The following is a 12,319-nucleotide window of genomic DNA, read 5'->3' as shown; positions in this document are numbered from 1 at the left end:
TTTCTGGGGGCTGCCGACGTACGAACGCAAGGAAGATCAGTGGCTGGCAACAAGGAAATCCCCAGGGTTAAAAACCCGCCGTCCGGCGACGGACATCACGTCACTCACCGCTTCATGACGGCCACCGAACTGGCCGAGCGTGAGGCCCGACAACATGCTTACGACTCCATGCTTGCCAGGGAAGACGCCTTCGAGCGCAGCCGTGAGGTCGTCGCAAAAAAGGACAAGTCCGTTCGTGCCGGATGCGTCTTCGCCAAGTCCTGCAAACTGCCGGACGCCATCATCGATTACTCGAATCCTTCGGGCATGGTGCCCACCGACGGCCTCAAGGACTACGGGGAAGTCGCCTGGCTCGGCGCCCGTGAAGCAGACGATGCCGGGCTGCTGAATCTCGAAACCATCAGTGGCAGTACCGTCTCGCTTGGTATTGGCCGACTTGCATTGAATGCCCCGACGCTCGCTGCTCCGGTCGCAGCAATCGGCGCGGGTGGTGCCGCCGCATTGGCCACGGTGGTCGCGCTGTTCTGGACGCCAAGCCTGGGCGACAGTGCGCTTTATACAGAAGATCAGTTGCGCGCCCTGAAACAGGCCAGGACCCGCGTTCGCCTGCGAGTTGAACAACAGACTGACGGCAGCCTCAAGGGCTACGGTTTCTACACCGGCAAGAATCGCGATTGGGAAATGGTTGATGTTGTGCAGTTCACACTGCGCGAGAGTCAGCAGGTGGCGTATCTGGGAGGTGGGATTGAGCTGATCTGGACACCGGCTGTGGATGGTTCCGACATTCTCGGGATTCCAGCGCTGGAAGCTGCACCGCAAGCGCCGCATATTTGGGTTTATCCGCCGACGAAAGCGGCTGACGGGATTATTGTGAATCCGGTTTATCCGCCTGAGTACAAGGATTTCATTCTGGTGTTTCCGGCGGATTCGGGGGTGAAGCCGGTTTATATTGTTCTCAGTACTCCTCGTAAAGGTTTGCCTGCAGCAGGTCACAGCTACCATCCAGTACCGAAGACCGAAGAAATCGTTGCGTTTCCTGGCCTAAAACCAGCCAAAAAAATGAACCCTGTACAAGGAGGTGGTGGTTTAAGACCCCGGTGGACAGATGCGAAAGGTAAAAAGATCTATGAGTGGGACTCTATGCATGGCGAGTTGGAAGAGTACCGCGCAAGTGATGGCAGCCACCTGGGAGCGTTTGACCCTGTAACAGGTGAGCGACGTGACGATGCTCAATCTAAACGAAACATTCCTAAAAAGTACTTGTGAGACGAAGATGGGATTAAAACTAAGGCTGGAATGGTTTGACAAGCGAACGGAAAATTTTCAGGGCGAGGAGTTCTCTGATGATTTGGGCGATGATGAATCAGTACTTAATGCTCTCGGAATCCCTGTAGAGAACAACATCAACAACGGAGGTTTTAATGTTGGTAGCCAATGGGTCGCCATTATCCAACCTTACTTTCGCCACACGATTGAAATCACCGATTCTGACTACCAAATCTCTTTTGACTACCGCGAAAATTGGTAATCGAACAAGTACGCTGGCGGCAATGGGTAAAGGCAGCAGACACAAAAAAACCCCAACCAGTCACCCGGTCGGGGTTTTCTTTTACCGCTCGTTCTCGCTTAGTGCGAAACGCGGCTAGTCCCATCCACAGTAGCAATCCGCACCCGCTCACCCACACGGAACACTTCATTCTCCTGAACCTGCTGAACATAGGCGCGAATGCTGCCGTCATCTTCACGCACGGTGATTTCGACGCCCTGGGTGCGGGTCAGGCCTTCTTCGGTGGCCGAACCGAGCAGGCCGCCGGCGACGGCGCCGATGACCGCTGCGACGATGCTGCCACGACCGCCGCCGATGGCGCTACCGCCGACACCGCCGACCACTGCGCCTGCTGCGCCGCCGATCGGGGTCTTGGTGCCTTCGATTTTCACCGGACGCAGGGATTCGATGGTGCCCATGCGAACGGTCTGCACACGACGCGCTTCGTCACGGGAGTAGGAGTCACCGGTCAGGCTCGATTGGCAGCCAGTGAGCAACATCGCCATCGTGGAAAAGGAAGCAACCAGCAGAACAGACTTACGCATAGCATCAACTCCAAAGGACAGGTATTCATTAAACTCCGCAGCTTGACGCCTGTCACGGCATCGCCCGGATAAAAATGGTTTCATTCAGGCCCGGTACAGGCGCCTCGGACTCACCACACAGTAGCGGCAAATTGAAAAATCTGCGCCACCGACCCAAGGATTTTCATGGATTACTTCATCATTGTCGTCACCACTGTCGCCGGTTTGTACTTCCATTGGTGGCTGTACGTACGGATCAAACGCTGGATGGACCGCGATCTGGCGTTGGCTCTGGCGGGTAACGACGAGCAGAAAAAAGCGTTCATGCTCGAGCAACTGGCAAGCGCTCAGGCGCAGAAGATCAAGCGCCGGGACCTGCCGCAGTGGCTTGAAGCCGCTGCGGCGGGCTATCCCGATCGGTAGACTGCTTAAGGTGCCAGACGTTCAAGAATCCAGTCGGCGCCTTGCTGACGGTAGTTGAGGCGATCGTGCAGGCGGCTCGAACGGCCTTGCCAGAACTCGATGCGCTCGGGTAGCAAGCGGTAACCGCCCCAGTGTTCCGGGCAGTGCGGCTGAGTGTCGCTGAAGCGTTGTTCGGTGTTCTTGAGCAGCGCCTCCAGCTCAGCACGATCGGCGATCACTCGGCTCTGGGGCGAAGCCCAGGCACCGAGGCGACTGCCCAGCGGGCGGACCTGGAAATAGGCGTCGGACTCTTCAGCCGTGACCTTCACCACTCGCCCTTCAATGCGCACCTGACGCTCCAGGGTCGGCCAGAAAAACGTCATGGCAGCGAACGGGTTCGCCGCCAGATGCTGGCCTTTGGCGCTGTCGTAGTTGGTGAAGAAGGTGAAACCCTCTTCGTCCAGGCCTTTGAGCAGCAGAATGCGGCAATGCGGTCGACCGTCCTGATCGACCGTGGCCAGGGTCATGGCATTGGCCTCCACCGGCGGTTGCTCGGTTTTCACCGCGTCGGCAAACCACTGATGGAACAGCCCGAACGGCTCGGCCGGGGCTTGCGCCTCGGTCAGGCCGTCACGGGTGTAGTCGCGACGCATATCAGCCAGGCCCTGGGTCATGGCGCATTCCTTTTGGTTAACGAATTACTTTTTGTCCGCATCGGCGGCAACGACTTTCTTGTCAGCCGCTGCGGCTTTGGCTGGCGCCGTTTTTTTCGCAGGCGTTGCCGTTTTAGCCGGTGTTTTCTTGGCTGGAGCCTTGGCCGCTTTCTTGGCCGGGGCTTTTTTCGCAGCAGGCACAGCCGCTTTCTTCGCGGCTGGCGCTGGAGTAACCGGCTTGACCACTGGCTTAACGTCCTGAGCAGCGACCAACTTCACTGGCGCCGGCGCTGGCATGTTGTACTTGCTCAGCAGCGCGACCATGGTGTTTTGCGGAGTGACCAGCAGTTCCACACGACGGTTCAAGGCGCGGCCTTCATTGCTGTCGTTGGCAGCACGCGGAGCTTCGCCACCCATGCCGCGCAGCATCAGACGATCACGCTGCAAACCGCTGAGGCGGAAGATCGCGGCCACGGCTTGAGCACGTTCCTGGCTCAGTTTGACGTTGGCCGGTGCGGCGCCCGAGGTATCGCTGTGGCCGAGCACCAGCACGGCAGTCTTTGGATCGACTTCAAGGATTTTCGCGACGCGAGTGAACGGGCCGAGGGTCACCGGCAGCAACATGGCCGGACGGTCCGGGTTGAACGAGCCTTCCACCGGAGCGATGACCACCAACACGTTTTCACGGCGCTCAAGTTTCAGGTTGCTGTCCTTGATCGCATCGCGCAGGCGCGGCTCGTAATCGTCGAGCCAGGCCTGAGTGACTTTAGGATCCGGCATCGGCACGGCTTTGGCGGTCGGTTGTTCTTTACCACCGAACGGCCACCACCATTTGCCACCGGCATCGGCTTCAGCCTTGGCCACTTCCACAGGTTTGGCGGCTTCCACAGGCTTGGCTTCAGGTTTTACTTCCGGTTTTTTGTCGGCCACTTCATCGGAACCGAACGGCCAGTACCATGGGCTCGAGCTTTCAGCCTTTGCCACTGGAGCGGGAGCGGCAGGTTTCACGGCAGCGGGGGCCGGAGTCGGTGCCGGGGCGGAATCTTTGGCGGCGACTTTGTCGGAGGAGCCGAACGGCCACCAGCTGCTGCCATCGGAATCACTTTGTGGAGTCTGTGCACAACCGGTGATAGCGACGCACAGGGCCAAGGCAAGGGTGGTTTTATTGAATGACATTGGATATCCACAAAAATGAAGTCATAAAAAATCAGGCCGGCGTGACCCGGATAAACAGACGCTTGGAAACCATAAAAGCTTTCGGGTTCCGGCCCTGGAGCCCGAGAGTGCGTTTTACAGACAAGTGGCCAGTACCCGCGCAAGTTTCTGCGCGCGCGGATCCATCAAGACGTACGGCCCTAGGGTATTTGTCACAAAACCGAAGGCCACATCGTGTTCCGGGTCAGCGAAACCGATGGAGCCGCCAGCGCCCGGGTGGCCGAATGCCCGTGGGCCGAGGCCGTAGGTCGCATTGGGAACATCCGGTTGATCGAGCATGCAACCCAGGCCAAAACGGGTCCGGGTCAACAAAGTCTTGTCTTCGCCAATACTGTGTTCGCGAGTCAGCTCCTCGAGCATGTCGCTTTCCAGCAGACTGCCGTCGAGCAGGCCGGCGTAGAAACCAGCAAGACTACGGGCGTTACCGTGGCCATTGGCGGCCGGTTGTTGCATCCGGCGCCATTCGGGTTTGTTGGTGCTGGTCATGATCGACGGCGGGTTGGTGAAGGCCCGGGTGGTCATGGCGGTCGGCTCACGCATGGTCACTTGCAGCAAGCGCTGGGCCGCAGCATCGCCAACGTTGCCCTTGCCACGGGCGATGTGCGCCACGCGGTGGAACTCTTCGTCCGCCAGGCCAACGTGGAAATCCAGCCCCAGAGGCTTCGCAACCCGCGCCACAATCGACGCGCCCGGCCCACGACCGTCGACGCGACGCAGCAACTCGCCCACCAGCCAGCCATAGGTGATCGCCGCGTAACCGTGGCCTTCGCCCGGTGTCCACCACGGCGTTTCAGCGGCCAGGGCATCGACCATGGTGTACCAGTCGTAAAGCGCTTCGGGCGCCAGCAACTCGCGCAACGCCGGCAGGCCGGCCTGATGGCAGAGCAACTGACGCAAGGTCACGGATTCCTTACCGGCGGCGGCGAATTCGGGCCAGTAGCGAGCCACCGGGGCATCCAGTTGCAGCTTGCCCTCGGCCACCAATTGCAGGGCTGTGACGGCGGTAAACGTCTTGGTGCAGGAGAACAGGTTGGCGATGGTGTCGCTGTGCCAGGCTTCCAGGCCATCCTTGTCGGCGGTACCGGCCCAGAGGTCGAGGACGGTTTCGCCACCGACCCGAATACACAATGCCGCGCCACGTTCCTGAGGATCGTCGAACAGCACTGCGAAAGCTTCGCGTACTGCTTCGAACTTAAGCTCGTAATGACCCTGAATCTGCACCCGCAACTCCCCGAATTCTACAAAGTGGTCCGCATTGTTCCAGCCCTTGGGGGATTTGGGAACAGGTGCGGGCTGGGCGGTGTATCCGTCCATAGATTTAATAAGAAACCTTTTGTGGCGAGGGAGCTTGCTCCCGCTGGGCCGGTCCGCGTTCGGGCGAAGCGGCCCCTAAAAAGGGACTGCTGCGCAGTCCAGCGGGAGCAAGCTCCCTCGCCACAGGGATATCAGCGATTAATGGCCGTTAGCGGAATGCCCGCCCGCATGACCCGCACCCTGCCCCGCACCTTTGCCGGCGTCAGCTTTTCTGCCGCCCTCGCTTTCATGGCTGGCCTTATCCGCTTCAGCCCTGGCCTTCTCGGCCTCTTTACCCAACTGATCGACGGTCGCCAGGTTGCTCTTGCGCACGCTGTCGACGAAACCCTGGAACGGTAGATCGGTAATGCCCACCAGACCAAAGTGACCGTTCTCGCCATCCAGCAGACGGCCAGTCACGGGTTGATCAAGGTATTGAAACCAGTGCACCCCGACAATCGACGGTTCGCTCAGCGCTTGTTTGAGGAAGTTGGCATACGCCGGCCCACGGTCTTCTTCCTTGGCCAATTGCGTGACGCCGCCCCAGAAAGGGCCGCGATCGGCAGAGCCGAAGTTGAACTCGGTGATCAGCACCGGTTTGTCCAGGCTGCGCAATTTGGCGAAGTCATAGCCGTCTTGCGGTTGCAGGGTGTACATGTTGAAGCTCAGCACGTCGCAGTACTGCGCGCAGGACTCCACGGCTTCCGGGGTGCTGATGGCAAAGCGACCGCCCAGCAACAGCTGATTCGGCGCGTGCCACTTGAGCGAATCGGAGAGGGTCTTGAAGTAGGTATCGGCGAAGACCTTCTGGAAGTATTTGAAATCGGCCTCGATTTCCGGATGTTCGGCGCTTGGCAGCGGCGGTACGAAGCCCGGGTCTTCCATCAGTTCCCAGGCGGGCAAGTCGATGCCCCAGGCCTTGGAAAGGCCGGCCTGGTTGCGATACTTGTCACGCAATTGCTTGAGGAACGCACGTTTGGCCGGCACGTCAGTGGTCATTTTCAAGGTGCCATACGCCAACGCGTAACGGGCTTTCGGATCATCACCCGGGCCGGCCCAGGCCAGTTCGTTGTCGGCGAAGTAACCGATCAGCCATGGGTCGTCGCGATGGTCCCGGGCAGCGATGGCCACGGCCCGTTCGGTGGCCATGGCGAAACGCGGATCAAACGGGTCAGGCATGCCGCCCCACCAGTCGGTGCCGGTGCTGATGCTGGCGTAATCACCGACGATCGACAGCGGCAAGGTGTACGGCACGCGGTCAGCATTGGCCAGCGCCGGGGCGCTCCAGTTGCCGACGGTGTTAAAACCCCAGGCTTGCAGGCGGTCCAGGGTGTGGCTGGCCCAGCGTTTTTCATCAACCACCGCTTTGCAGGGTTCGGCGGGGGCTTGCTCAACAGCTTTCGCGACGGTGGCTTCGACTGCGCCGGTCTTGGCGGCTTCGGCGACGCCGGATTCGGCAGTCGTCGGTGCGACCGGTTGCTCAGCAGCCTTATCGGCCGTGGCCTCAACCGCGTCAGCCTTGGCCGCTTCGGCGACGCCCGCCTTGGTTTCGCTGCCCAGCGCGCAAGGTTCGCCATACAGGCGCTGCAAGTTAGCGCCATAGAAGTCGTACCAGCGACCGGCGTTATAGCCACGGCCCTGGTCGGCGCCGTTGCCGCCACGGTTGTCACCTTCGCCAAAGTGGCTGGCCATCGGCTCTTCCGGTTTTGGCAGGGATTCGAACATCCACTCGCGGCCGGCGACGTAGGTCTGGTTGACGTCCGGGGTCACGGTGTTGACCCCCAGCGAATAGAACGGATGCCCTTCCGGGGTCACCAGGTACCAGCGACCGTCACGCTTTTCAGTGCGGAAAAAGCCACTGGCCTTGAACACCGGGCCCTTGTTCCAGCCACCAAATTTATCCAGGGATAACTTCTCACGCTCGGCGAGCCAGGTTTTGGTTTGTTGCTGTTCCTTGGCAGCGGCGCTTTTTAGTTGCTCATCGCTACTGACTTTTTCCGGCCATTTGGCCCGTGTCGATTGACCGTAGGCGTCCACCAGGCCGCCATAAGCGGCCTTGGTCACCGCGTCACCGTCCTGCACGCCAAAGCGTTCAAGCAAGATGCTTTGGGCCACTTTCGGCTGATCCATCGACAACGTGACCGACACCACTTGGCTGCGGTCCAGCTCACCGGCGCTGCTGGCCAGCAATACGCGCTGGCCGTCAAACGTCATCGGCATTGGCGGCCCGGCCTTCATGCCCAGGCTCAGCGGCGAACTCGGTTGCAGAGGCACCAGCAGGGTCTGCGCCGGTCCGGCCGGCAAATCGACACGACTGATCAGCGTCTTGCCATCGTTGCTCTGGATTTTCACGTACAGGGTTACGGCCCAGTCCATCGCGCTCTGGATCCGCAAGCTCATGACGCCGGATTGCGACCAGTCCCAGGCGCCGGTTTGCGGGGTCAGACGCAAAGTCGGTTGCGCCACCGGGTTGAACGTCACCCGACGCAACACTTCACCTTCGGCCGTTTGCTCCGCGTTGGATTGCGGCAGGCTGGCATCCTGAGTCGCCACCTGAACCACATCGGCGGGGCGCACAAAGTTGAACAGCGTCTGTTGGCCGGCAGGGGCTGCCAGCAACGGGGCTGCGAACATCAAGGCGAATACAGCAGGCAACGAACGGCGAATCATAGGAACGTGGTTCTCCCTAACGACCAAATGGGCCAATGGAAAATCGGTGGCTGAAAGATAGACAACGCGGCGGACTAAAAAGCCCACCGGTGTTTCAGGAAATTTCGCGACGGAATGGCGGCAATGCGTTGAGGATTGCTTTGCCATAGCGCTGGGTGACCAGGCGCCGATCCAGCAGGGTGATGGTGCCGCGGTCTTCTTCGGTGCGCAGTAAGCGACCGCAGGCCTGGACCAGTTTCAGCGAGGCATCCGGCACCGAGATTTCCATGAACGGATTGCCGCCACGGGCTTCGATCCACTCGGCAAGCGCCGCTTCGACAGGATCGTCGGGCACCGAGAACGGAATCTTCGCGATCACCACGTGCTCGCAATACGCACCGGGCAAGTCGACCCCTTCGGCAAAACTCGCCAGGCCGAACAGCACGCTGGAGTCTCCGCCATCGACCCGCGCCTTGTGCTTGTTCAGGGTTTCCTGTTTCGACAGGTTGCCTTGAATGAACACTTGCTTGCGCCAGTCGCGGTCCAGGCCGTCGAACACGTCCTGCATCTGTTTGCGCGAGGAGAACAGCACCAGGGTGCCGCGCGAACCTTCCACCAGTTGCGGCAGATCACGGATGATCGCCGCGGTGTGCGCCGGTGCATCACGGGGATCGGCTTTCAAGTCCGGCACTCGCAGCACACCGGCGTCGGCGTGATGGAACGGGCTCGGGACCACGGCGGTCACGGCTTTTTTCGGCAGGCCGGCACGCATGCGGAAGCGGTCAAACGTGCCGAGTGCGGTCAGGGTCGCCGAGGTCACCAGCGCGCCGTAAGCCACGTTCCACAGATTGCGACGGAGCATTTCCGCCGCGAGGATCGGGCTGGCGTTGACCTCGATGTCGAACAGCGAACCGCTTTCAGCCAACGTCAGCCAACGGGCCATGGGCGGGTTGTCTTCCGGGTCTTCAGCGGTGAACGCGACCCACAATTCCCAGTTGCCCGACGAGCGCGACAACAGGCTGCCAAACAGCGGATACCACTCTTCAGCCTGATTACTGGCAATGCCGATGTTGACCTCGCCGTCCATGCCTTCCTTGAGCAGTTCGGTGAGCCGGGTGAACAGGTCGGTGAGGCGGGCAAAGCCCTTTTTCAGCTCGACGCCCATCTCGCGCATGTGCTCGGGAATCACCCCGCCGACGAAACGGTGACGCGGCCGCTCGCGGCCTTCGACGTCTTCGCCGGGTTTGAAATCGGCAACCTGCTCACACGCGCTGAACATGAACTGCTGCTGGGTCTTGATCTCGCGGGCCAGTTCCGGCACCTGCTCGATCAACTTGCCCAGATCGCCCGGCAATGGATGCTGGGCCAGCAGTTTGGTGAGGTTCTTGGCGGTGGTTTCCAGCCAGTCGGCAGTGGAACGCAGGCGTGTGTAGTGGGCGAAGTGGCCGATGGCCTTGTCCGGCAGGTGATGGCCTTCGTCGAACACGTAGATGGTGTCGCGCGGGTCCGGCAGCACCGCGCCGCCGCCCAGGGCCAGATCGGCCAGGACCATGTCGTGGTTGGTGACGATCACATCAACCTTGCCCATGCCTTCGCGGGCCTTGTAGAAGGCGCACTGGCCGAAGTTCGGGCAATGACGGTTGGTGCACTGGCTGTGATCGGTGGTCAGGCGCGCCCAGTCGGCGTCTTCGAGGGCGGTGGACCAACTGTCGCGGTCGCCGTCCCATTTATTGCCGGCCAGCTTCTCGATCATGCTGGTGAACAGCTTTTGACTGGCCTCATCGACCTCGATCTTGAAACCTTCTTCTTCGAACAGCTGCGCCGTGGCGGTTTGCGCGTGACCTTCCTGGAGCAACATGTCGAGCTTGGACAGGCACATGTAGCGCCCGCGACCCTTGGCCAGGGCGAAGCTGAAATTCAGCCCGCTGTTACGCATCAGGTCGGGCAAGTCCTTGTAGACGATCTGCTCTTGCAGGGCCACGGTGGCCGTGGCAATCACCAGGCGTTTGCCGGCCGCCTTGGCGGTGGGGATCGCCGCCAGGCTGTAGGCCACGGTTTTGCCGGTACCGGTGCCGGCTTCCACCGCGACTATCGCGGGGTCGCCACTGCGCCGGCCTTCGTCGTCGGTGTCGATGTCACCGAGGACTTTGGCAATTTCGGCGATCATCAGGCGTTGGCCGTAGCGCGGTTTGAGGCTCTTGGCTTCAAGAAAACGCGAGTAGGCGCCCTGGATCGTGGTTTTGAGTTCGGTGCTGATCATGGTTTGTCGGGCGCAAAAAACGCTGGATAAATTTTCAGTGGTTCGGTTCGGCCGCTATCATACCCCGCTAATTAATCCCGCGCAGAACGGAGTACCTCAATGACACCTTTTGGCATCGTTTACACCCTGCATGTCCTGTCCGCCCTGGTGTGGGTCGGCGGTATGTTTTTCGCCTGGATGGTCTTGCGGCCCGCGGCGATGAAGGCCCTGGAAGGTCCCGCGCGGTTGAAGCTGTGGGTGGAAGTGTTTCAAGGTTTTTTCCGCTGGGTCTGGATCGCGGTAGTGCTGTTGCCGATCAGCGGGGTGGGCATGATTCATCTGCAATACGCCGGATTTGAGGCCGCGCCACGGTACGTGCAGGTGATGATGGGGTTGTACGTGGTGATGACCGCACTGTTTATCCGAATTCAGGCGCTACTGCTGCCGGAGTTGCGCACGGCGGTGGCGGCACAGGATTGGCCGACCGGGGCCGCGACGCTTGGGAAGATTCGCAAATTGGTGGGGATCAATCTGATTGTCGGGTTGGTGCTGGTGGCGATTGCTGCGGCCAGACCGTGATCGTTCCCACGCTCTGCGTGGGAATGCCTCAAGGGACGCTCCGCGTCCAGTGACGCGGAGCGTCACGGGCTGAATTCCCACGCAGAGCGTGGGAACTATCGGACAGTTCTTACAACCTTTGAACGGTCACAGAACCCGTCGCGCCCGCAGGTCCCGGCTGGCCATCCACACCAGGGCGGCCGCTTTTTCCGCCATCAGCCTCGTAGACCAGACAGCCCTTGGCCTTGCCACCGGCACCCGGTTTACCGCCGGGCCCCGCAACGCCACCGGCACCGCCCGCCACCTGAACCTTGATCTGTTCCACGGGATAATCACGTGGCACTTCCAGCCTGACCAGCGCACCTGGCGCCCCTGGCTGACCATCACTGCCATTGCTGCCATCGGCACCGCGCCCCGCCTGGCCCCAAGTGCAACCCGGTGCCTGACCGTTGGCCCCGTCGAGACCGACAAAACCTGGCGCGCCCGCGCCACCGCGAGCGTCCACCGACAACTGCGGCGCATTCAGTGCCTTGATCTGCAAATTCAGGTTGCGCCCCGAACGGGCAGCCTTGAGGTAAGTCCCCGGCGCCCCCCGAGCGGTGATCTGGCTGCCTTCGGACAACTCGGCCCGGCTGACTTTCAATTCCAGTGCCTGTTCACTCGGCACGATGGCAATCCGCGCCTCACGACCCAGATGCAATTCGCCGACGGTCACTTCAGTCACGTTCGAAGGAATCAACAAGGTGCCGTAATCGGCGACTTCCAGGCGTTCGAGTTGCAAGGTGCTGGTAGTGTTGGGCAGGCGCATCAACGAATTGGTTTCGACACTGACCACCTGTGCGCAGGCCAATGGGCTGATGAGTGCGGCGAGCAGACAGAGTTTACGCATGGGAAGCCTTCGATACGGTCGGAGCCGGGAGGGTTTGCAGGTGGAATACGCCGAAAAACAGGATCTTCAAGCGATCACGCCATGGGTGGGCGCGACCTCTGAGGCTGCGGAAACAGAACACCGCCTCAAGAAGATGAAGGGATGCCAACACACCGCCGGCCAGATCGACCAACTGGTGCAGCGGGTTGACGAACGGCATCAGCAGATTGACCAGCACCACCAGCCAGAACAGCAGGGTCAATAACTTCCCCAGCCCCCAGATCACCTTCATACGCCCCCCGTTGAGAATTATTCTTTGCGCGCACAGTAACGGCTTCCGCGAGGGATAAGCCAGAGGGCAACAGAAAATTC

At 60.6% G+C, this 12,319-nt stretch carries 12 protein-coding genes; 4 read left to right on the top strand and 8 right to left on the bottom strand.

Going from position 1 to position 12,319, the window contains the following annotated elements; genetic code table 11:
- Window positions 1-39: 39 nt before the first annotated feature.
- Window positions 40-1,266: a colicin E3/pyocin S6 family cytotoxin gene (locus tag ACYZT8_RS06215; protein WP_461979996.1), complete on the top strand. Its 1,227-nt coding sequence runs from the start codon at window positions 40-42 to the stop codon at window positions 1,264-1,266.
- A complete protein-coding gene (locus ACYZT8_RS06210; protein WP_461982380.1) occupies window positions 1,226-1,528 on the top strand; it encodes a colicin E3-like toxin immunity protein in 303 nt (100 codons plus the stop codon). The genes ACYZT8_RS06215 and ACYZT8_RS06210 overlap by 41 nt, the downstream gene beginning before the upstream one ends.
- Before the next feature lie 98 nt (window positions 1,529-1,626).
- Here the strand turns inward: ACYZT8_RS06210 and ACYZT8_RS06205 are convergent, their stop codons facing one another.
- On the bottom strand, window positions 1,627-2,091 hold the full coding sequence (locus ACYZT8_RS06205) for an outer membrane lipoprotein (protein ID WP_461979995.1): 465 nt from the start codon (window positions 2,089-2,091) through the stop codon (window positions 1,627-1,629).
- A 165-nt stretch (window positions 2,092-2,256) separates the two neighbouring features.
- Here ACYZT8_RS06205 and ACYZT8_RS06200 point away from each other — a divergent pair, with 165 nt between their 5' ends.
- Window positions 2,257-2,493, top strand: coding sequence for a hypothetical protein (locus tag ACYZT8_RS06200; RefSeq protein WP_461979994.1), 237 nt, complete (start codon window positions 2,257-2,259; stop codon window positions 2,491-2,493).
- A 5-nt stretch (window positions 2,494-2,498) separates the two neighbouring features.
- On the opposite strand, the gene pdxH is transcribed toward ACYZT8_RS06200, so the two are convergent.
- The 5 genes from pdxH to dinG all read right to left on the bottom strand — a co-directional run bounded on the left by pdxH (window position 2,499) and on the right by dinG (window position 10,542).
- Window positions 2,499-3,146 (bottom strand): pyridoxamine 5'-phosphate oxidase, encoded by a 648-nt coding sequence (pdxH, locus tag ACYZT8_RS06195; protein ID WP_461979993.1) that lies wholly within the window; start codon window positions 3,144-3,146, stop codon window positions 2,499-2,501.
- A gap of 24 nt (window positions 3,147-3,170) precedes the next feature.
- Window positions 3,171-4,301, bottom strand: coding sequence for an OmpA family protein (locus ACYZT8_RS06190; protein ID WP_461979992.1), 1,131 nt, complete (start codon window positions 4,299-4,301; stop codon window positions 3,171-3,173).
- 114 nt (window positions 4,302-4,415) lie between these two features.
- On the bottom strand, window positions 4,416-5,561 hold the full coding sequence (locus ACYZT8_RS06185) for a serine hydrolase domain-containing protein (RefSeq protein ID WP_461982378.1): 1,146 nt from the start codon (window positions 5,559-5,561) through the stop codon (window positions 4,416-4,418).
- Between the two features lie 231 nt (window positions 5,562-5,792).
- Entirely contained in the window at window positions 5,793-8,303 is a 2,511-nt protein-coding gene (locus ACYZT8_RS06180; protein WP_461979991.1) for a beta-galactosidase, read from the bottom strand.
- 94 nt (window positions 8,304-8,397) lie between these two features.
- A complete protein-coding gene (gene dinG / locus ACYZT8_RS06175) occupies window positions 8,398-10,542 on the bottom strand; it encodes an ATP-dependent DNA helicase DinG (RefSeq protein ID WP_017336806.1) in 2,145 nt (714 codons plus the stop codon).
- A 99-nt stretch (window positions 10,543-10,641) separates the two neighbouring features.
- Here dinG and ACYZT8_RS06170 point away from each other — a divergent pair, with 99 nt between their 5' ends.
- Entirely contained in the window at window positions 10,642-11,100 is a 459-nt protein-coding gene (locus tag ACYZT8_RS06170) for a CopD family protein (protein WP_461979990.1), read from the top strand.
- Between the two features lie 109 nt (window positions 11,101-11,209).
- On the opposite strand, the gene ACYZT8_RS06165 is transcribed toward ACYZT8_RS06170, so the two are convergent.
- Entirely contained in the window at window positions 11,210-11,968 is a 759-nt protein-coding gene (locus ACYZT8_RS06165; RefSeq protein ID WP_461979989.1) for a collagen-like triple helix repeat-containing protein, read from the bottom strand.
- Window positions 11,961-12,239 (bottom strand): DUF1145 domain-containing protein, encoded by a 279-nt coding sequence (locus tag ACYZT8_RS06160; protein ID WP_461979988.1) that lies wholly within the window; start codon window positions 12,237-12,239, stop codon window positions 11,961-11,963. The genes ACYZT8_RS06165 and ACYZT8_RS06160 overlap by 8 nt, the downstream gene beginning before the upstream one ends.
- Window positions 12,240-12,319: the final 80 nt, after the last annotated feature.

The organism is Pseudomonas sp. LB3P93 (genome assembly GCF_054898025.1).
This window is presented reverse-complemented; position numbering and strand designations above follow the sequence as displayed.